General features: G+C 39.3%; 18 protein-coding genes. All 18 read left to right on the top strand.

What is annotated here, in order from left to right:
• The first annotated feature begins 8 nt into the window (after positions 1 to 8).
• A complete protein-coding gene (gene tssM / locus SFRI_RS12205; RefSeq protein ID WP_011637827.1) occupies positions 9 to 3,557 on the top strand; it encodes a type VI secretion system membrane subunit TssM in 3,549 nt (1,182 codons plus the stop codon).
• On the top strand, positions 3,539 to 4,270 hold the full coding sequence (tagF, locus tag SFRI_RS12200) for a type VI secretion system-associated protein TagF (protein WP_011637826.1): 732 nt from the start codon (positions 3,539 to 3,541) through the stop codon (positions 4,268 to 4,270). Before tssM ends, tagF begins: the two co-directional genes overlap by 19 nt.
• On the top strand, positions 4,261 to 5,028 hold the full coding sequence (locus tag SFRI_RS12195) for a PP2C family protein-serine/threonine phosphatase (RefSeq protein ID WP_011637825.1): 768 nt from the start codon (positions 4,261 to 4,263) through the stop codon (positions 5,026 to 5,028). The genes tagF and SFRI_RS12195 overlap by 10 nt, the downstream gene beginning before the upstream one ends.
• A 286-nt stretch (positions 5,029 to 5,314) precedes the next feature.
• Positions 5,315 to 6,421 (top strand): type VI secretion system protein TssA, encoded by a 1,107-nt coding sequence (tssA, locus tag SFRI_RS12190; RefSeq protein ID WP_011637824.1) that lies wholly within the window; start codon positions 5,315 to 5,317, stop codon positions 6,419 to 6,421.
• A gap of 41 nt (positions 6,422 to 6,462) precedes the next feature.
• The gene (gene tssB, locus SFRI_RS12185) at positions 6,463 to 6,963 is read left to right on the top strand and encodes a type VI secretion system contractile sheath small subunit (protein WP_011637823.1); all 501 of its coding nucleotides are present in this window, start codon (positions 6,463 to 6,465) and stop codon (positions 6,961 to 6,963) included.
• On the top strand, positions 6,963 to 8,456 hold the full coding sequence (gene tssC / locus SFRI_RS12180; protein WP_011637822.1) for a type VI secretion system contractile sheath large subunit: 1,494 nt from the start codon (positions 6,963 to 6,965) through the stop codon (positions 8,454 to 8,456). Before tssB ends, tssC (SFRI_RS12180) begins: the two co-directional genes overlap by 1 nt.
• Before the next feature lie 51 nt (positions 8,457 to 8,507).
• Complete coding sequence (gene tssC, locus SFRI_RS12175) at positions 8,508 to 10,043, top strand: type VI secretion system contractile sheath large subunit (RefSeq protein WP_011637821.1); 1,536 nt, start codon at positions 8,508 to 8,510, stop codon at positions 10,041 to 10,043.
• Between the two features lie 14 nt (positions 10,044 to 10,057).
• Positions 10,058 to 10,846, top strand: a complete 789-nt coding sequence (locus SFRI_RS12170; RefSeq protein ID WP_011637820.1) for a type VI secretion system accessory protein TagJ — start codon at positions 10,058 to 10,060, stop codon at positions 10,844 to 10,846.
• A 5-nt stretch (positions 10,847 to 10,851) separates the two neighbouring features.
• The gene (gene tssE / locus SFRI_RS12165; protein WP_243638395.1) at positions 10,852 to 11,343 is read left to right on the top strand and encodes a type VI secretion system baseplate subunit TssE; all 492 of its coding nucleotides are present in this window, start codon (positions 10,852 to 10,854) and stop codon (positions 11,341 to 11,343) included.
• The gene (gene tssF / locus SFRI_RS12160; protein ID WP_011637818.1) at positions 11,340 to 13,169 is read left to right on the top strand and encodes a type VI secretion system baseplate subunit TssF; all 1,830 of its coding nucleotides are present in this window, start codon (positions 11,340 to 11,342) and stop codon (positions 13,167 to 13,169) included. Before tssE ends, tssF begins: the two co-directional genes overlap by 4 nt.
• Complete coding sequence (gene tssG / locus SFRI_RS12155) at positions 13,166 to 14,173, top strand: type VI secretion system baseplate subunit TssG (protein WP_011637817.1); 1,008 nt, start codon at positions 13,166 to 13,168, stop codon at positions 14,171 to 14,173. The genes tssF and tssG overlap by 4 nt, the downstream gene beginning before the upstream one ends.
• A 19-nt stretch (positions 14,174 to 14,192) precedes the next feature.
• Positions 14,193 to 16,799: a type VI secretion system ATPase TssH gene (gene tssH, locus SFRI_RS12150; RefSeq protein ID WP_011637816.1), complete on the top strand. Its 2,607-nt coding sequence runs from the start codon at positions 14,193 to 14,195 to the stop codon at positions 16,797 to 16,799.
• Between the two features lie 369 nt (positions 16,800 to 17,168).
• Positions 17,169 to 17,648: an Hcp family type VI secretion system effector gene (locus SFRI_RS12145; RefSeq protein ID WP_011637815.1), complete on the top strand. Its 480-nt coding sequence runs from the start codon at positions 17,169 to 17,171 to the stop codon at positions 17,646 to 17,648.
• Between the two features lie 70 nt (positions 17,649 to 17,718).
• Positions 17,719 to 19,575, top strand: a complete 1,857-nt coding sequence (locus SFRI_RS12140; RefSeq protein WP_011637814.1) for a type VI secretion system Vgr family protein — start codon at positions 17,719 to 17,721, stop codon at positions 19,573 to 19,575.
• 2 nt (positions 19,576 to 19,577) lie between these two features.
• On the top strand, positions 19,578 to 19,931 hold the full coding sequence (locus tag SFRI_RS12135) for a hypothetical protein (RefSeq protein WP_011637813.1): 354 nt from the start codon (positions 19,578 to 19,580) through the stop codon (positions 19,929 to 19,931).
• 42 nt (positions 19,932 to 19,973) lie between these two features.
• A complete protein-coding gene (locus SFRI_RS12130; protein ID WP_011637812.1) occupies positions 19,974 to 20,264 on the top strand; it encodes a PAAR domain-containing protein in 291 nt (96 codons plus the stop codon).
• A gap of 21 nt (positions 20,265 to 20,285) precedes the next feature.
• On the top strand, positions 20,286 to 21,386 hold the full coding sequence (locus SFRI_RS12125) for a hypothetical protein (RefSeq protein WP_011637811.1): 1,101 nt from the start codon (positions 20,286 to 20,288) through the stop codon (positions 21,384 to 21,386).
• A complete protein-coding gene (locus SFRI_RS12120; protein ID WP_011637810.1) occupies positions 21,383 to 22,327 on the top strand; it encodes a hypothetical protein in 945 nt (314 codons plus the stop codon). The genes SFRI_RS12125 and SFRI_RS12120 overlap by 4 nt, the downstream gene beginning before the upstream one ends.
• Positions 22,328 to 22,331: the final 4 nt, after the last annotated feature.

Raw genomic sequence — 22,331 nt, 5'->3', positions numbered from 1 at the left:
TCGCATCAATGTCTTTAAAATCAATTGGCAAAGGAATTGTCGACACACTTAAGTCTAAATGGGCAATTACCATAATAGGTTTTTTATGTTTGGCTTTACTTATTTGGTTTGGTGGTCCTTTAGTGGCTATAGCTGGGTATGAACCATTAGCATCAGCAGCAACACGGGTTATCTTACTACTGGTTATTGTTATTATTTTTGGTGCCATTCACTTTACTCGACAACTCAAGAATAAAAAACAAAGCGAGAAAATGGTTGATAGCTTAATTAACGGTGAAGAGGGTAACTCTGTGACCGGTGATGACTTAGCCAAAAGTGAAATCACTGTTTTACAGAATAAAATGACCCAAGCGTTAGATATTCTTAAAAATACCAAGCTAACTAAAAATAAAAGTATTTACGAATTACCTTGGTACATCATGATTGGTCCGCCAGGAAGTGGAAAAACCACCGCGATTCAGCATTCAGGTCTTGAATACCCATTAAAAGAAAAAATGGGTGTAGATATGATTGAAGGCGTTGGCGGTACAAGACACTGTGATTGGTGGTTTACCAATAAAGCAGTATTAATTGATACGGCGGGTCGTTATACCACTCAAGATAGTCATGTAAAACAAGACTCTCGGGCATGGCAAGGTTTTCTGGGGTTATTGAAAAAATATCGCCCTGTTCGTCCTATTAATGGGGTGATAATCAGCATGGGTATGTCTGATTTATTAAACCAAACCAAGACTGAGAGAAACTTACATGCGCGAGCAATTAAGCAGCGTTTACAAGAACTGCAAAATCAACTGGGTATGACTTTTCCGGTATATGTTTTATTTTCTAAATCAGATTTAGTTGCCGGTTTTAATGAGTTTTTTGATGATTTAACCAAAGAAGATTGTGAACAAATTTGGGGTATTACCTTCCCATTAAATGCAGATACAGAAGACACTGATATTGTTAGTTCATTTAATAAAGAATTTCATGATTTATTATTAAATTTAAATGCAAGATTAAATAGCCGCCTAAAAAACGAACGCGACCTAGAGCGTCGTGCGGCCATCTATGAGTTTCCAAAGCAGCTTCGGTTATTACAGAGCTCAGCAGATGATTTTCTTAAAGAAATTTTTGCGCCTAATGCATATGAAGAAGCACCGCTATTGCGTGGTGTTTACTTAACCAGTGCAACTCAAGAAGGTACGCCAATCGATCATCTTTCTAGTCACTTATCTAGTGGCATTAAGAGTAAAGCTAAAACCTTCGCCGCAAATAAACAACGCAGCTATTTTATTAAACGCCTGTTAGAAGACGTTATTTTTCCAGAGAAAAATTTAGCATCAACCAATCGAAAGCATACAAACCATAATAAACTTTTACGTAAAGTATCAGTAGGCATTGCTGCAGGTGTGACCTTGCTTGCTAGTTATGTTTGGTGGCAAAGTTATGATTGGAATAGACAATTGATTGATGATACCTATCAAGGTGTCACGACATACAAAACCATTACCAGTGGTGGGTTAAATGCTAAGTCAGATGTGATTACACTTACCAAAGGCTTAACATTAATTCGTGATCTCCCTGTTGGTTTTGGTACTGATAAACCTGAGGATGCATATACCTTTGGTTTGTATCAAGGAGATAAGCTTAAACAACCTGCTACAGCGGCTTATCACCGTGCTTTAGAAACACATTTAATGCCTTACCTACAAAGTGTGCTTAGTGCAGAAATGGACGCTAATGGTGAGCACCTTAACTACCTATATGAAACATTAAAAACCTATTTAATGTTGTATTTTCCTGAGCATTTTGACAAAAGTGATGTGCAAGTCTGGTTCTCCGCTTATATCGATAGAAACATTGTTGGTGATGTAAATGGTGAGGTTAGGAAAGAGCTAAATAAGCATATAGATACATTACTGTCTTTAGGGGTTAGAGGTCATCAATACGACAGTATGACAGTTGATAGTGCTCGGATTAATTTGACCATGTTACCTCTGGTTGAGCGCGCATATCAGCGTTTAAAAAGTGATTTTTCAAACAGCAGTATCCCAGATTTTAAACTGGTTGATATTCTGAGTTTAGACAGTTTAGATGGTTTGGTGTTCACCAGTGGTCGCCAATTTAATCAAGGCATTCCTGGTCTTTATACTTTTAATGGTTTTCATGGCATTTTTAGTATAGAAAAGAATAAGATAATAAAAAACCTAACCGCAGACAGTTGGGTATATGGTGATGAGTTAGTTGATTTAGACGAACAAGCCAAAGCGCAGATTACCCAAGAGTTAGAAAACAGATACATTCGTGATTATATTTTCTATTGGGAAGATTTCTTAAGCGACCTTGCTATCAAACCATATTCAACACGTGAGGAAGCTGAGAGTGTTACTGCAGCACTTGCTAGCCCAGATCAACCGATCAAAACCATTATTACCGCAGTTCAGAAAAATGTGAATTTAACTAAGCTTCCTGCCGATTCAAATAATTTAAAGGCCGCGGCGGAAGTGGCCGGTAATATTTCTGATGTTGCATTTCGATCTAAAAAAGCACGATTAAATAGGCTATTACCCGATACAGCAATAGAGTTAGATATTGATTTGCCGGGCAAGGATGTGGAATTTGCTTTTGCAGAATTGCTCAAAATCAATCCCGCTGATATTGATAAAATTCAAACGACGTTACGCGCTCTTAATCGAAACTACAATAAATTATCAATGCAGTCAGAAGGACAAGGTAACGTTGTTAATCAAGCCACAGAAGAAAGCTTTGCTCAACTAGGTTCTAGTTTATCTGAGCAATTGATGGATCTACCTTATCCAGTAAAAAATTGGTTAAGTGAAGTGGCTTATCGTACTCGCTCGTTTGCCAAATCCAATCAAAGTCAGCGTTTCAACGGTATTTGGCGTTCGCAAGTGTTGGCCGAATTCAATCGAGCGATTGCAGGGCGTTACCCATTTGACCGAAAATCGTCAGAAGATGTCAGACTAAAAGACTTCAGTAAGTTTTTTGGTTATGGCGGCACCTTAGATAAATTTTGGGATCAATACCTCGCTTCACATGTAGATACCAGCAAAAAACCTTGGCGTTTTAAGCGTAATATCGGCATTCGTAATGACATTTTAGAAATGTATCAACGCGCTGAAATTATTAAAGAAGCATTTTTCGAACCAGGATCTAAGCAGCCTATTGTTAACTTTTCATTAGAACCGGAATTATTAGATAGAAGTGTGAGTATGTTTTTATTCGAAATAGACAGCCAACAGCTGAAGTATCGACACGGTCCTACTCGCAAAGAGTTATTTACGTGGCCTGGCCCTGGTGCAAATAACGAAACACGAATTGCATTTTCACCTCCTAACGGCGGGCGCTCTATCAATAAGAAATATGAGGGTGAATGGTCATTCTTCAAATTATTAGATGAATTAAGTAAAAAGCGTCCACAAACTAAAAAAGATGGCAAGTTACTCATCAATCTCAAAGGCTACAACGCTGTACTGAAATTGACCGCAAACAGTGTTAACAATCCATTTTGGATGGCAAATATGGAGAAGTTTAGATGTCCTGCGAACCTTTAACATCAGTAGGTTACTGTGGCAAAGTCCCCTCAAAAGGGGATTTTATTCAGCAGAACTTAAATGTTGATTTTCTTAAAAATTGGAATGACTGGTTACAAGCTGTTATTGCGGTGAGTAAAGAACAAACCGAACACAATTGGTTGGATTATTATCTGACGAGTCCCATATGGCATTTTTCGTTATCTGCCGGTGTGTGTTGCGACCAAGCCGTCGTCGGGACCGTCATTCCAAGTGTTGACCATGTTGGTCGCCATTATCCATTCACATTAGCCGGATTACATAATCAATCGGCTTTAAGAGGTTGGAAAGACAATCAGTGGGTTGAGGTTTTTGAACAGAATATATTACAAGTGCTTGAAGATGATACTGTTCTTAGTAAATGGTTAGATGCCATTACAAAAGAGACTTTAACGGTTGCCGCCAATAACGACAAGCTACTCGAGAGTGAATCGTTAGATCGCAACAAGAAAGCGTGGGTATTTCAAGGCGACAATTCTCCTGATGTACTTTTATTACTGGACCAGCAATACAGAAAACGCTTTGATCGTTACAGCATTTGGTGGACAGAGGGCTCTGACGATGTTGAACCGTGCACGATTATTACGGAAGGCTTGCCACAGATCAGTCAATTTATTTCTATGTTAAATGGTCAATGGCAACAACGTGGTTGGAATACTGCAGAGCTCATTAAGGAGCAAACATCATGCACTTAAGTCATGCATTAACTCATCGAGGCACCGTAAGATCAATCAACGAGGATGCATATCTCGAATTACCACATTTAGGTATTTGGGTCGTTGCAGATGGTATGGGTGGACATGCTGCTGGAGATGTCGCAAGCCAATTAGTGATTGATGGCATCCAGCAGGCCGTTGAACATTTACAGCCTGAGACTATTACATTAGATATTTTAAAACAGTCACTTATTTCGAGTAATCGTTTTTTGCAACAAATGAGTGAGCATGAGTTTGATGGGAAGGTAGCAGGCAGTACTGTTGTTGTTTTGTGGTTATACCAAGATAATTATCACTTGCTATGGGTAGGAGACAGCCGAATTTATTTGTTACGAGATCAACAAATGAAGCAAGTCACTAAAGACCACAGTCAAGTTAACGACATGATTGATGAAGGGTTGCTTCAACCTGAAGAGGCTGAATCTCATCCATTAGCGAATGTGATCACTCGGGCTGTTGGTGTTGACTCACAATTAGACATAGATTATCGCACCGATAATATGAAAGAGGGTGATGTCTTTTTACTTTGTAGCGATGGTTTAAATAAAGAATTAAATGATGTTGAAATTGAACGAACAATAAAGTCTGGCAACATCATTGATTCCGGTATGGCACTACTCCATGCATCTTTAGTCAGGAATGCACGAGATAATGTCACCTGCATTCTCGTTAAAAATACACCGAAAAAAATAAATAGCATTGATGATAGTGATAAAACAATTCCAATATTTGGTTGATATTTTTATTAATTAAACTCATATAAGTGTTTTTGTTTAATGAGTTTAATTACCGATAGTCATTACTTATAAATGTTGTATTTAGATGTGCTGTAACATTACTTTAAATGTAATTACATCGGGTGTAATCATTTTGGATGTATTTAATTTTTATGATTATCCATTGTGATTAGTTATTGGCATTATATTGTCTTTTGCTTCTATTAAAGGCCAATAAGTATTGTTTTTGAAGTTCTATACTTTTATTATTGTAAATTAATCGTTTTTATTCAGGGATTGAATTAGATTGAGTAAGCTAAAGAATTTAACAATTGATGAATTAATTCTTCCCATTTCTATTGATGCGGAGTCAGGAGTTGATCCTCGTGAAGATATAAGCCCGACATCAACTTATTATTTACTTAAAGACGTGCGAAATATTGCACGTTCTAGAGAACGTAAAGCACTGACAGACGAAGAAGATGTATTGTCAGTTGCAGTTGAATGGCGACCAATTTTTGAACAAGTCCCTGACATTTTAAAACAACAATCAAAAGATATTGAATATGTTGCTTGGTTTATAGAGGCCGCCTGTAGGTTATATGGCTTTAAAGGACTTTATTTTGGTTTCACTCTGGCCACAGAGCTAGTTGAGCGCTATTGGGACACTATCTATCCCACCCCTGAGCCAAATGATTTAGCTGAGCGCATTGCGCCGCTCATTGGTTTAAACGGTATCGAAAGCGAAGGTTCTTTAATTCATCCAATCAGAACGATCCCAATCACTGATGGTGGTGTTATTTATTCTACTTGGCAATATGAACAAGCTTTAGACACCAGTCGTTTAGATAAAGACAAGCAAGAAAAGCGTTTTGATTCAGGTTCTGTATCACTTGAAGATGTCGAACATAGCATTAGAGAAACCTCAGACAGTTTTTTTATTGAATTAGACCGAGATGTGCAAGATGCCATTGCAGCTTTTAGCAAGCTATCTGCTGCCATGGATGCAGCAATGAGCGGTGAGCCACAGCCTACAAGTTATATTCGCAAGGCATTAGAAGCATGTGCGTTGCAAATCAGCACGATAACAGCGCCAATTATTGCAAAAAACAAAACAAAACTTGAACAAGAACAACATCACGAAGAAGAGCAACACAGCGACACTAATGAGCACAGCACAACGTCATCAGGTGTCGATGGCCAGCTTAACTCAAGAGCACAAGCCATTAATAACCTTGAAACGATAGCGGACTTTTTTAGACGAACCGAACCGCATTCGCCTATGTCTTATGCTATTGAACAAGTTATTCGTTGGAGTGATCTCAGTTTGCCTGAGTTGTTACAAGAATTAATCCAAGATGGTGAAGCAAGGAATGGTTTCTTCAAGTTATCTGGAATAAAAACGGAAGATTGATCTGTATTTAATTACTCAACATATTATTGAAAGGAGTTCATATGAGTGTACATGATAAATTAAAGCGAGTAAGAAAACCTCGTGTTCATATTACCTACGATGTTGAAACAGAAGGTACAGTTGTAAAAAAAGAACTGCCTTTTGTTATCGGTGTTACGGGTGATTTTACTGGACACAACACCGCAGATTTAAAGCCATTGAAAGACCGCCGTTTTGTGCAAATCGATCGCGACAACTTCAATGATGTATTAAAGCGTATGAGTCCCCAATTAAACATTTCAGTACCTAACACGCTTGCCGGTGATGATACTGAAATGAAGGTAGCATTACAATTTAGCAGCATCGAAGACTTCGAGCCTGCAGCTATTGTTAATCAGGTTGAACCATTGAAAAAATTAATGGAAACCCGCAACAAACTCCGTGATTTGATGACCAAAGTTGATCGTTCTGAGAATCTCGAAAATATCTTAGAAGAAGTGTTAAATAACACAACCAGCCTAGATAGATTAGCTGGTGAACTTAACCTCAAAGGAGCGGAATAATGAGCATGGAAGCTGCGTCATTAGATGCTGTATCTGAAGAACAAGCACAAAGTGTTTCTATTTTAGAGCAGGCCATTTTTGCAACCAAGCAAACCGATTCTTCGCGTGCTGAAGAGCTTATTCGTTCATTAACGGAAGAGGCCTTGAAAGGCACTGTGCAATGGGATAAAAACCTCACAGTTACTTTTAACAAGGCAATTACTCGTTTGGACGATATTATTTCTAAGCAATTAGCTGCCATCATGCACAATGAAGAACTGCAAAAACTGGAAGGCAGTTGGCGTGGATTGCATCATACAGTGAAAAACTCTGAAACAAATGAAACGCTTAAAATTCGTGTCATGAGTTTGTCCAAAAAAGAACTTCACAAAGATTTGAGTAAAGCGGTTGAGTTTGATCAGAGTCAAATGTTCAAAAAAATCTATGAGGCTGAATTTGGCACCCCGGGCGGAGAACCTTATGGTTGCTTAGTCGGTGATTATGAGTTTAGTAATCATCCTGAAGATGTTGAAACATTATCATTGATATCTAATGTTGCAGCCGCTGGCTTCTGCCCATTTGTTTCTGCTGCTGGTTCTTCTTTATTCGGTTTTGATGAGTGGACAGAACTCAGTAAACCACGCGATCTTGAAAAAGTATTTGAATCTTTAGAATACACGCAATGGCGCTCTTTCCGTGACAGTGATGACTCTCGTTTTGTCACCTTAACCATGCCACGTGTGCTTGCCCGTCTTCCGTATGGTGAAGCAACAAAACCTGTTGAAGAGTTTTGCTATGAAGAATTCGAATTAGATTTAGAAAGTGGTCGTGCTAAAGTCGCTGATCACGATGACTATTGCTGGATGAATGCCGCGTATGTCATGGCAACTAATATGGGGCAGGCATTTAGTAAATATGGTTTCTGTACCGCAATCCGTGGCGCCGAAGGTGGTGGTAAGGTTGAAGGATTACCAGCTCATGTATTTACCAGTGATGATGGTGATCCGGATTTAAAATGCCCAACAGAAATTGGCATTACCGATCGCCGCGAAGCTGAATTAAGTAAGTTGGGTTTCTTGCCTCTATGTCATTACAAGCATACTGATTATGCCGTGTTCTTTGGCTCTCAATCTTGCCAAAAACCTAAAATAATGTCTAACCATGATGCTACCGCGAATGCGGCCATTTCTGCACGTTTACCTTACCTAATGGCAACATCACGTTTTGCGCATTATCTTAAAGTGATGGCTCGAGACAAAATTGGTAGTTTCATGGAAGCTGAAGACGTCGAGTCTTGGTTAAATCGCTGGATTTTATCATTTGTTAATGCTTCAGAAGGTGGTGGGCAAGAGATTCGTGCCAAGTACCCATTAGCAGATGCAAAAGTTGAAGTTAAAGAGATCCCTGGTCAACCTGGTTCATACAATGCTGTTGCATGGTTACGTCCTTGGTTACAAATGGAAGAACTGACAGCCTCTTTACGTTTAGTCGCGAAGATCCCTAAAGTAGGATAATCACGCGCTAATGCAGTGACCCTCATTTGTTTTCAAGGATAGAAACAAACGATGCCGCATGAAACCATTTCATTTGTAACAAGTGAAATTTTCAAAGAAGATACTGGTATTAACAAACCAGTATCTTCGACTACACAGGCACTAAAAAATAAACACCTAGTCGAACGGTTCTTACGAGAGTCGGACTCGACTAGGTCGTTATTGCTGTGGCTTGAAAACTCAAGCCATTCGCTTGAACAATTCGATAAAACATCTGTTTTACCTTTCCTGCTTAAAGCCATTGAACGCATTGATAGACAATTAGAACAACAGCTTAACGCTATTATTCATCATGATGCATTTCAGGCGTTAGAAGCCAGTTGGCGTGGGGTACTTTATCTTGTTCAACAGCAGGATTTACATGATAAAGACCAGAAAGTGAAAGTGAAAATGCTCGATTGTTGTTGGACAACGCTGTCTAAAGACATTAATCGGGCCATTGAGTTTGATCAAAGTGATTTTTTTAAACTGATTTACAATAATGAATACGACATGTCTGGTGGCGAACCCTTCGGCACATTAATTGGTGATTATCAAATCACTCATAAAAGCCGTCCTGGTGTCTCTACTAATGATATTGATATTTTAAAAGAAATATCCCGCACTGCAGCCGCCGCTTTTGCGCCCTTTATTACCTCGGCTAGTCCTTCTTTGTTTGGTGCTGATGATTTTTCCGATTTATCTGCTCATATGAATATCGCCAAAATTTTTGAACAACACGAGTACATTAAGTGGAATTCGTTACGTAAAATGGACGATTCTCGCTTCATTGGGTTAACAATGCCTAATATTCTCATGCGTTCTCCTTATCTCATTGATGGTACTCGTAGCGAAGGATTTAAGTTTAAAGAATCGATTAAAAACCCTAAAAAAGATCATTTATGGGGCAATGCTGCTTATGCATTCGGTGGGGTATTAATTCGTGCATTTAGTGAATCTGGCTGGTTTGGTCATATCCGTGGGCTAGAGCCTGGGGCTCGTAAGAAAGGATTAGTTTGCGATCTTGCTGTGAGCCAATATGAGCCGGATTTGTATCGGAAACGCATGAAGCCATCGGTGGACTTATTAATCAGTGATCGGGCAGAAAAGTCTATTTCAGACCAAGGTTTTATTCCTTTATCTCCGGTTTTAGGTTGTGAACACTTAGTTTTTTACAGCAATGCTTCTGTCCAGAAACCACCTAAATATGAATTGTTGGAAGACAGTATTAATGCAAAGTTATCATCGATGTTGCAGTACATTCTGTGTGTTTCACGTTTTGCTCATTACATCAAAGTACTAGGGCGCGAAAAAATTGGTTCACTTCATTCTGCAGAGGCTTGCCAGCGAGAGCTACAACTGTGGCTGCATAAATACACTACCGCTTCAGACGTGTCTTCAGATGATGTAAGAAGTAAATACCCACTGCGAAGTGCCCAAGTACAGGTAAAAGAAATGCGTGGCAAGCCAGGGCATTTCTATTCGATTATTCAGTTACAACCTCATTTTCAGTTAGATCAGATGGTGTCCAGTATTAAATTGGTCACTGAACTGACATCAAGAAATTAAGATAAAGGTATCAAATGAAACAAATTCAACAAATGCTACAGAGCGGCCAACTACAAGATGCAATTCAGTTAGTTGAGACACAATTAAAAGACGACCCGATGAATATTGACTTAAAAGGTCAACATGTTGAGTTGTTGTGTATTAATGGTGAACTTGAGCGTGCAGACAAACAATTAAACTTTTTAGTGCAAAAGCATCCCGACTTTTTAATTGGCGCAGCAAATTTACGTCAGCTGATCCGTGCTGAACAAGCCCGACAAGATTTTATGGCGGGCAAAGCTGTACCACAACTTTTTGCTGAGTCTGATGCGCACGTTGAAGCATTAATGAAATTACGTTTAGCAATGGTTGATGCTCAAGATGATGTGACTCAGTGTGCAAACAGCCTTGAAACTCTGCGTCCGGAAATAAACTTAGTATTAAATGATATCACTCATCAAGAAATTCGTGATTTAGATGACACTTTAGGTGGTTTCATCGAAATTTTTGGTACTGACGGCAATTTTTATTTAGCGCAGTTATCTGAAATTGATTATATCAATTTTAAACCTGTAACTTCATTACTGGAAATGGTTTGGCGCCGGGTTGATCTTGCCATTAAAAATGGACCAAGTGGTGAAGCGCATATTCCAATGATTTATGGTGGCAGTGAAACTGATGCGCAAAAACTGGGACGAGAAACCGATTGGCATGAAATCGCGACTAATGTTGTTGCTGGCAAGGGCTTAAAGATGTGGTTTGTCGATGATAATGCTATCGCATTAAATCAAATAACTAAAGTTACGACTCCAGTGTTGCAGTAGGCCCTGTGTTGAGCAAAAACCAACAACCGATAATGGCGTCAATTCTAGATAGATTGATAGATGATGCGCCAAATGAGCAAGATGTCAAAGACAGCCATCGTGGCCTTAATTTACGTCAGTTAAGGTCTAATGTTCGTCGCGATTTAGAAAATCTACTCAATGCTAAATTGCAATGGCAAACGTGGCCGGATCATTTAACTGAGCTTGATAATTCTTTGATGAATTATGGTTTACGTGACTTTTCTTCTATGCCAGTCGCGAGCTTAGATGGGCGTCAACTTTTATGTAAACAAGTTGCCGATACCATAAAACGATTCGAACCGAGATTTTTAGAAGTGATGGTTGAAACAGTTGATAATGAACAACCATTAGATCGGGTTTTAAGATTAAAAATTAATGCATTGTTGTATGCAGAACCTGAGCCTGAATATATTACGTTTGACTCGGAAGTTGAGCCTGTCCACTTGGCGATGATAGTTAATGAGGGAATTCTGTGAATCAGGAATTATTGGAATATTACAATCGTGAGCTGGCTTTCATTCGTCATATGGGAGCGGAATTTGCTGAGCAATATCCTAAAGTGGCCGGGCGTTTACGCTTAAGTGATGAACATGTTGAAGATCCTCATGTTTCACGATTAATTGAAGCATTCTCTTTGCTAACAGCACAAATTAGGCAAAAACTTGACGATAGTTTTCCTGAATTAACCGAGGCGTTATTAGGCCAGTTATATCCCGATTACCAAGCGCCAATACCGTCTATGTCAGTTATCAAAGTCACCACTGAAAACTTGTCGACTACTGGCGTGTTATTACCCAGGGCAACTCAGGTAGACACTCAGGTAGAGGGGATGAAAACGTGCCATTTTCAAACATCATATGACATGAAATTATGGCCCATTGAAGTGCAAAAAGCCCAGTTTCAAAATGCACCGTTTAATGCCCCAGAACCACAATGTCCAGAACGTGCTAAAGCGATTATTAAGCTTGATATCGCCTGTGAATTTGACGAAATTAGCATGCCGAGCCTTGGGGTTGATAAATTACGCTTTTTCTTGAATGGCCAAGATCATCAAACGTTTCAGCTTTATCAATTGTTATTTGAACACAGCCTAGGTTTTGCTTTAGTGAATGAGCAGCAAACTGTGTGTAAGTTTTTAACCAAAAGGCATTTAAAAGCGGTTGGCTTTGAAGATGAACAACAAGTCATACCTTACAGCCAACGTACTAGTTCTGGTTATCGATTATTATTAGAAAATTTTATTTTTCCAGAAAAATTCTTGTTTTTTGACATTGATGATTTAGACGGCAGCTGGCAAGGGATCGACAATAAGTTTTCTCTTTATATATATTTAAAGGAAGGCTCTCAGGATTTAGAGAAGCAAGTTAGTGCCAATCATTTTCTGTTAGGTTGTACGCCAGTGATTAATTTGTTTGAACAAAAATTAGAACCGGTGAGTATTGATGCGTCTCAGTATGAATATAAATTGGCTGCCCGTTATTCTGACTCTGAAGTGACTGAAATCATCAGCATTGAAGATGTTATTGCTTATGATCCTAAGGACAACAAGGTAGAAGTTACCCCATTTTATGGTGAATCGCATCCGCAATATTTAGGTCATAATAATTTGTTTTGGCATGTTAGACGTGAGTCTGCTAGTTGGTCTGGTGGGTATGCTGAATTAGGCACTGAATCATTTTTATCTCTAGTCGATCATAACTTTAAAGGATTTAAGTCCGAAGACGACTATGGCGCTTGGATATTAAGTATTACCGCTCAATGCAGCAACCGTAATTTACCGGCGCATCTCCCGTTTGGTACTAATGAGCCAAAAATGTTCGTACCTGAACGTGCCGACATTATTAAGCACGTAAAATGTTTGCTTGCGCCCACGTTACCGGTACGTGCGTCGCTGAGCGATGCTTCGCGCTGGCAGCTAGTGACTCATTTATCTATTGATAGTTTTAGTGGTAAAGATGCACTGTCTAACTTAAAAGAAACCCTTAAATTATACGATTTTAAGTGTTCACCAGAAAATAAAAACTTAATAGAGAATATCCATTCTGTTCAAGTGAGCCCCGATACAGCCAGAGTTAACCAGCATGGCAGGATTAGCTTTTGCAGTGGCAGTCATATTGAAATTACCTTTATTAAAGACCATTATTCTGGCAGTGGCGTGTTTTTCTTTTGCACTATTTTAGACCACTTCTTTGCACAATTTGCTGCAATCAATAGTTTTACTCGCTTGAGCATGCGCTTTAAAGATCATAATTCGATAGCTTATACCTGGCCAGCACGAGCTGGACAAAGGCCGCTGCTATGACCCAGCAAGTAATGAATAATCAGTTGCAGGCGATAATCGATACGCCATCAGAACATGACTTTTACCAAGCCGTTTATCAGTTTCAACAACAATTATCTCAAGGGCGAGAGCAAGGTTATAAGGTGGGTTATGACGCCATTCCCAGCCAAGAGTTGTTACGTTTTAAGTCTGATCAACATCTTGGTTTTCCAGGACAAGCAATCAGCAAAGTAGCGCCTACATCGACAAGTCAAACTGATAAAGTTGCCGCCGATTTGCATATATCATTTATGGGATTAACCGGACCCAGTGGTGTTTTGCCTTCACATTATACTGAGTTGCTACTAGAGCGCCTGCGGCTTAAAGATAATGGGATGCGTGACTTTTATGATTTATTTAACCATCGGCTGATCTCACTATTCTATCGTTCATGGGAAAAGTATCGTTTTTCGGCAAATTATCAATCCCCTGAAACAGGCGTTACCGACAGCTTTACCCATGTATTGAGTTTGCTTAGTGGTAACAAATCATTAAATCGCTATTACGCAGGTTTTTGTCACACTAAAACGCCGAGTGCTGAGTCGTTACGAAGAATGCTAAATGATTTTACTGGCTGTAATGTAAATATTTTGTCTTTTCAAGGACGTTGGCAGTCTCTCGCGAAAACAGAGCAAACCCGAATGGCCAGTCGAAGTATGCCAGAAGGGCAATACGCCCGTTTAGGTGTTGATGCCAGTATAGGTAACCGGGTATGGGATATTAATTCAAGTGTCAGTATTCATATAAAGCCGAAGGAAGGCGCATCGGTTAACGCTTTTATGCCTGGAACAGCCAGTTATCAATCACTTAAAAAACTAGTCTCAAACTATTTAGGCCAGTCAGTGAAATACAAAATTTTTCTAGAAATAAAACAACAAGATGCACCTACAGCTCAATTATCAAAGTCCGCAATCGGACTAGGGTTAGGTTGTGGCCTAATGAGCCGTGCAGAGAATGGACAACAAATAAAAAGCTTAATGATTTAATTAATAAAGGACTATGAATATGTCAGCGATGACTTTAAGTAAATTGGTAGGAAAACTTAATCCAGTATGTCGACAATCTTTAGAAACCGCTGCCAGCGTATGCCATAGCCGCAGCCAATTCAGCGTTGAGATTGAGCATTGGTTATTAGCGTTGCTAGAGAATGGTTCGGGTGATTTAGACATCATCATGGCCAGTTTTTCAGTACAAAAAGATCAGTTGATTAGTGATATCCGTCAGGGATTAGAAAAGTTTAAAACAGGCAACAGTGCAGCACCAAGCTTGTCACCACATATAGTAAGTTTGCTTCGTCAAACTTGGTTAAATACCAGTATTGAATTCAACGATAGTGAGATAAGAACTGCCTATCTGATTTTTACCTTGCTGACTGACGATTCATTAAACTCTTTGGTTTCGTGCTCTGCAAAACAGCTCCTTAAAATAGATCCTGCACAGCTAAAACATGCATGGCCACAGCTTGCTCGTCAATCTACCGAGCATAAAGTGTCAAGTAGCGATATCGAAGAAACTCAGGCGATGCAGTCTGCGCCGAGCAAAACACCAAATCTAGACCAATTTACCCAAAATTTAACCGAGCAAGCAGAACTGGGGAAAATAGATCCTATTCTTGGACGTGATAATGAAATTAGGCAGATGATCGACATTTTAACCCGTCGCCGTCAAAATAATCCTATTTTAACGGGTGAAGCCGGTGTTGGTAAAACCGCTGTTGTGGAAGGTTTAGCGCTTAAAATTGCCCAGAAAGAAGTTCCGACTGCATTACAAAATGTTCGTATTCATGTACTGGATTTAGCCTTACTACAAGCTGGAGCCGGAGTGAAAGGGGAATTTGAGAACCGCTTAAAAGCTTTAATTAAAGAAGTTAAACAGTCTGTTAAACCTATTATTTTATTTATAGATGAAGCTCACACCATGATTGGCAGCGGCGGACAAGCTGGACAAAATGACGCGGCAAATTTATTAAAACCCGCATTAGCGCGTGGTGAGTTACGTACCATTGCGGCAACAACATGGGCAGAATATAAAAAGTTTTTTGAAAAAGATGCCGCATTAACTCGTCGTTTTCAAGTGGTTAAAATTGAAGAGCCTTCTCCTGAACAAGCTATTGCAATGATGCGGGGCTTGTTACCTGTAATGGAAGGGCACCATAAAATTCTTGTTTCCGATCAAGCTTTATGTGCTGCAGTTAACTTATCTCATCGATATATTACTGGCCGACAACTGCCAGATAAAGCGGTAAGTTTATTAGATACTGCATGCGCTCGTGTTGCTATGAGTCAAGCTTCTACTCCTGGAATGGTTGAATCATTACAACGACAAATTCAGCAACTAGACACACAAATTAGCATTCTAACTCGTGAGCAAAAAACAGGTTCAGATCATAAAAAGTCTATTACAGAGTTAACCAAAAAACATAAATTGCTTTCAAAAGAACTCGCTCCTTTGACAACACAATGGCAGGACGAATTAGTTACCGTTCAAAAAATTGCAGAATTAGTTGGCCAGATTCAAGCATCAGAAACAGATACCGCACCTTTGTTAGTGGAGTTAACGGCGTTTAAGGCAATATTGTCAGCCAATAAACAGCCTATGGTGCATTGGCAAGTTGATGAACAATTGGTTGCTGAAGTCATTTCTGATTGGACTGGCATTCCTGCAGGTAAAATGCAGGATGATGAAATAAAAACAATTTTGAACTTAAAAGACACCATGGCCAAGCGCGTTATCGGCCAAGATCATGCCTTAGATTTAATCGCCAAAACAGTGCAAACGTCTCGTGCACAGTTGGGTGATGAAAAACGTCCCATTGGTGTATTTTTACTGACAGGCCCTAGCGGCGTAGGTAAAACAGAAACGGCATTAACATTGGCTGAGCAAGTTTATGGTAGCGAAGATAATGTAACTGTCATCAACATGTCTGAATTTAAAGAAGAACATAAAGTGTCATTACTTTTAGGTTCACCTCCAGGTTATGTTGGTTATGGTGAAGGTGGAGTGCTGACTGAAGCCGTTCGCCGTAAACCTTATAGTGTTATTTTGCTGGATGAAATGGAAAAGGCACATCCAGGTGTTCAAGATATTTTTTATCAAGTTTTTGATAAAGGCACCATTAAAGATGGTGAGGGGCGTGATATAGATTTCAAAAATACTATTATCATTATGACCTCAAATGCTGGTACAGAAACCACGATGGGCTTATTTGAAGATGAAAAAATTGCGCCATCAATTAAAGGTTTACGCAAAGCACTTCAAGATGATTTATTGAGTTATTTCAAACCGGCTTTTTTAGGCCGTTTAAATGTAATCCCTTATATTCCGTTGACCCAACTAATGCTCAATGAAATCACTAAATTGCAATTACAGCGAGTTGCTAATCGTTTAGCTGAGCATTATCAAGCTAAGTTCACTTACAGTGATGATGTGGTGAGCCAAATTGTGTCTATGTGTCAGGATGCTGGTTCAGGTGCTCGCAATGTGCATAATATTTTACAAAATACTATGTTGCCTGACCTTTCGATCAAAATCTTACACAATATGGCTAACAATAAGAAAACAACCAATGTAAAAGTAAATGTAGTAAACGATGAGTTTATTTATAAAATCTAAATGGACATAAAAATAACGTGACATTAATAAATAATTAATAAGTATTATATTGTATATTTATAACATCATATTTGAGGGGTATATAATAAAGTATATACCCTTTGTAATGTTGTGTAGTTATTATTAATGTATAAATTATTAGTCTTGGTTGTATTTTTTTATTTATATAAACGATTAGTTGATTATCAAAAAACCTTTGATATAATCCGTTGGCTTAATTATGAGGACTCACTATATTTAAATGGATAATGCAGTTGAGTATTATTTGTTGGTAAGTGCATTTTTAATAAATTGAAATATTAAGTTTGATTATTGAACTTATAAAACTGTCCATTAATGGATGACATCCACGCAAAAGGAGCATTAATAATGCAAGCGAATACATATTTAGATTATGAAGGGATTAAAGGCGAAACCACTGCTGAAGAATTCAAAGACCTGATTACTGTGTTATCAGTCGATTGGAATATTAGCCGTGAGATCACTTCTTTCACTGGTACTGCAAAAGACCGTGAAGCAAGCTCAACTCGTTTAGGTGACGTGACCATTACTAAATTACAAGATAATTCTTCTACTGACTTGTTCAAAGAAGCGACTATCGGTAAAGGTAAAAAAGCGGTTTTCCACATCACTAAGCAAGGTGACAAAATCGAAGAAATCATGCAAATCGAATTAACTGATGCAATGATCTCTAGCTACAGTGTTTCAGTTCATGGTGACCGTCCTGTAGAGACAATCACTATCAGCTACACTGAAATGATGATGGCTGTTACGCCAACTGATGATAAAAACAACATTACTGCAGCGCTACGTTATGGCTACAGCGGTGTTAAAGGTCAACAAATGTAAGTTGTTTGTGATCTTATATCTTGGGGAACTTGTTCCCCAAGATCTTTACTCTTAAAGACTGAGGCAAGGAATGCTTAAGGCCACTCAAAAAAATAATATCATCAGTATCACAACGCCATTAGGTAAGGATACTCTGTACCTAACGCATTTTACTGCCACAGAAGCCATCTCTCAGCTTTTTTCAATCAGCGTCTCCATGTTCACGGTTGGCACCCAGATTAGTCTCGACAGTTTAGTGGGTAAAAATGTTTGTATTACTTTACGTAATGCCGAAAGTAATGGTGCAGTTCGATACTTTCATGGGGTGGTAAGTCATCTTGAGTCTGCTGGAATGCGGACCGCAGCGTCAGACGATGCACAGAATTATATAGATTATCAAGCCGTTATAGTGCCTCAGATGGCATTGATGAAAAAACGCAGTAATTGTCGAATTTTTCAAAATAAGTCAGTCATTGATATTGTTAAAGACTTGTTTGGTCAACATAAAGTTGAATTTCAAAATAAAACCACCAACACCTACCCTAAATATGAATACTGTGTGCAGTATTTAGAATCAGATGTCGATTTTGTTTGTCGTTTATTACAGCAAGAGGGAATTTTCTTCTTCTTCGAGCATAGTGTTAGTGCTCATACCCTAGTACTTGCTGATGATATAAACGCCTACAAACCTTGTGCAGAAGAGAAGGTTCGTTGTTTCTCAGGTCATTTAGCCGAGTCGCACGTGTCTCATTGGCAAGGCGGCATGAGCATGGTGAGTGGCGGTTTTATTCAAAAAGGTTATGACTACGAACAACCTAAATTATACCCATCAGGTAATCATACTAACGCAAATCTTCCTGAACAAAGTGCACTTGAGGTGTACGATTATTTGGGCGAGTCTGAGTTCAACAAGCGTGCTCAACCGTTTGCCAATAATCAACTTGAAGCCCTGCAAAAAGACATGAATAAATGCAGCGGCCAAGGCGATTGTCGTAGTTTTATGGTGGGTAAGTTTTTTACTTTCAAAGATCATGAAAACGCGAGTTATAAAGGTAAGAGCTTTGTTATAAGCTCACTGAGAACGTCGGCTACTCAGCCTAATCAGTCAGGCACAAGCCAATCAATGTCTGGCAGTGTTTATCAAAACGATTTTGAATGTGTTCCTAAAAGTACTCCTTATCGCTCACAGCTTCATTTACGTAAACCATTAATTAATGGGGTACAAACAGCGGTAGTGACTGGTGAACCTGGTGATGAACAACATATTGATAAATTTGGCCGTGTAAAAGTACAGTTTCATTGGGATCGTGAAGGCGAGTTCAATAGTAAAAGTTCATGTTGGATCCGTGTCGCACAAAGCTGGGCTGGCAACAAGTGGGGTGCATTCTTCTTCCCTCGCGTAGGCCAGGAGGTGTTAGTTGAGTTTATCAATGGTGACCCTGATCAACCGATTATCAGCGGTGCGGTGTATAACGCAGACTTAATGCCTCCTTATGCATTACCGGCTAAAAAGACTCAGTCTGGCATTAAAACCCATAGTACTAAGGACGGTGGTGCCGACAATTTCAATGAGTTACGTTTTGATGATGAAAAAGGCAAAGAGTTATTATTCCTCCAAGCAGAAAAAGATCATCTATTGAATGTAAAACATGATCAAAAAGACACCATAGGCAACGACCGTTTCACTGACATCGTTAATAACGATAACGTTAAAATTGGTAATAATCGACTAGAAGACATAGCCAATAATGACAGTTTAAAAGTCGGTAAAGTACTTAATATTGAAGCGGGTAATGAAATTGTCATTAAAACCGGCAGCGCATCAATCAAAATGAGCAGCGACGGTTCGATTTCTATCGAAGGCACCAACATTACTATTAAAGGGACAAACGTTAAGGTTAATGGTACCAGTATTGCCTTAAAAGCTGCTCAAATTAAGTTGAACTAGCCATGTCATTATCTCGTTATCCTGGAGTCGGCTTAGCTGGGCCATTTTGTCGAGGCCATGAAATTGTCTGTCAATTTGGCTATCGACATTTAATCTGCAAACCGGTCGATAAGCCACATGACCCACTCCTTAATACACCCAATATGACGTTTTGGGTCAGTGCTACATTTGGAGAGCAGTTTTTGGTTAATAGGCATAGTTGGAAGAATTCTCCTGAACTGTTAAACCAAATTTACTGTTATCTACATAATGATACTTACGCAGCCGTTCAGCAAGCTGAAGCAGCAATGATATGCACTCTTGCGATGTCGTTTGAACAGCGTGCTTTGCTGGTCATCCCGTTAGACAGCCAGTAAGCCACCGGTATCAATGCGCTACAACAAATAAAGGAATATTTGATGGGAATGCCAGCAGCAACCATTTCGTGTATGCATCTTTGTCCGAAAATGAATCCCGGTCCCGTTCCACATGTTGGTGGTCCCATTGTGATGGGCTCAGGTAATGTCCTTATTGGTTCGTTACCTGCAGCGCGCAAAGGTGACAAGTTAATTTGTGTCGGCCCGCCTGATACCATTAATGCGGGGTCGAGTTCGGTACTGATTAACGGAAAACCAGCCGCCAGAATGGGTGATGGTACCGCACATGGTGGAAAAATTATTGTGGGTAATCCAACAGTAATGATCGGTTAGTATAAACAAGGATTGTGGTAAATGAATTTGATTGATAGTTTTAATCTTCTGTTGGCACAACGACATGTCATGTTGTCGTCGTTTCAGTGTATGCCAAAAAATATTGAAGATAATACTCAATCGCTAATGGTCATTTTAAAGATGATCCAGCAAAAAAAAGATGCTGAATGGCCATTACTTAATGCCAACACCTGTGATGAAATTGTCGATGCATTTGAAACAGATGTGTTTTATTGCCCAACAGACAAAATGGTGATCTTATCTTTACTATTGCAACTGCACTATAAGGCTCAGCCAGTTAAGCAATCAGGTATCGTTCAAGCTTTGTTTGCCAGTACGATTATAGATGTGGGCCACTATAGCCCTGCATTTGCATTAATGGCCAGCCAACTTAATCTTGATAAAGTTAATTTTACAGCCAGCAACAAAACGCCTGAACAAATCCAGCAATACATCTTATTCTGCATCTATCGAGGTAAACGTTTAAAGCGTGCCGACGGAATTGACTCCCTCAACATTTCTCGGTCATCACTGACGTCTTTGTATATTGAAATGTTGATGGTCAACATAAACGAACCGTTAAAACTCTATGGGGTATTTTGTCAATTAGACTATTGCCATAGTGCGCTTTTTGAAGTGTTTATTACTTCGTTAGACGAAGCAATATTGAGCCAAATATTTAATTTAATGAGTGAAAATGCAAATTTAACCCTAAGAGTCATTGAGTTAATGGGTTATTCGGGTTTTAGTAAATTCGTGCCTTTTTTAGCTCGAGCAATGCAGCAACCTAGTCAAACATTAATGGCTTTTCGAGCACTTCGAACTATTTTAGGGCCAGAGCTGGATCAAGCGGTGCCTTATCAATGGCAGTTTGAAGAAGATGAAGTCGAACGTTGTGAATACCTACAGTTTTACAGTGCCAAATTATTACATCGGTGGATGTTATTGGCGCTTAAAATGCCAGATGTCAGATTGATTGATGGTGTTGAAGTTAATGGTACCAGTATTGATAAGATCATTAGTCATTCAAGCCCCGTGCACCAGCGTATTGCCTTTTTACATAAGCTTCGGCTGAATAATGTGGTTAGTTGCAGCCCACAACGTGTGAAAGTGGCCTTATGATAATGCATGCAGAGGCCATTAATATGGTCGTAGGGTCATACGAAAACCCACAGCAGTTAATTAACTTACCTTTATCCGAAGGAGTCGATTTCAGCTATCAATTATCCGATGGTCAGCATGTGGCAGCCGTCATGGCGCACGAGCTTGCTACAGACACTCAATTAAACCGCCTAATTGATATGTTGCATAAATTACCTATTCAAAATGAAACTCAATGGCAACCTTACTCTCACCAAGCGATTTTTTGGATTTTACCTCACTTAGAAAAACAACAACTTGTTGATTGGGTCACTCGTTTACATGCACTTTTTCCGCATTGTTTTGTGCATCCCAATAGCCGGTTTTTTCCTATGGGCAGTGCTGGTATTTTTTCTGCTTTGAGCGCATTAAAGGCAATGCCTGTCGACAATCAAAGTGCAATATTTATTGCCGTAGACAGTTTGTTCTTTGACCTTGTGGATTTTAATCATGACCAAGAGCTGATTACTCAACAACAAGACACAGGACGTTGTCCTGCCGAAGCGGTCATCATGGCCAGTATTAATGTTGCAAACGATGGCTTGGAAATGGTGGATTTATTTCAAGATTCATGTAGCGCGGTGCAACAAACCCAAACAATAAAAGCTTTGTTTAATCGTGCTTGTCAGATTGAAGACTTGGATGTATTCGCTCAACTGTATTTACCCGGCAACCATGCCGCTGTAACGGATAACTGGCTTAATGCTTACGAACAATTAGCCGGCAGAATCGATCAAGATACACAAATTTCCCAGTCTAGTTATTTTACAGGTGATATCGGTTGTGTGGCGGGGTTATTTAATTTGCTACACATCTATAACCGTTACCAACAACAAAATGCTACTGGAACAAGCTTACAGCTAGAAGTATCTCAACAACTTCACCTTGGTTTGGCAATGTACTCATGGATAGAGAAGGCATAAACGA

The sequence above is a fragment of the Shewanella frigidimarina NCIMB 400 genome, from assembly GCF_000014705.1.
In the GTDB taxonomy this organism is placed as follows: Bacteria; Pseudomonadota; Gammaproteobacteria; order Enterobacterales; family Shewanellaceae; genus Shewanella; species Shewanella frigidimarina.
Note: the sequence above shows the minus strand (reverse complement) of the source record. Positions and strands in the feature narration are given on the sequence as shown.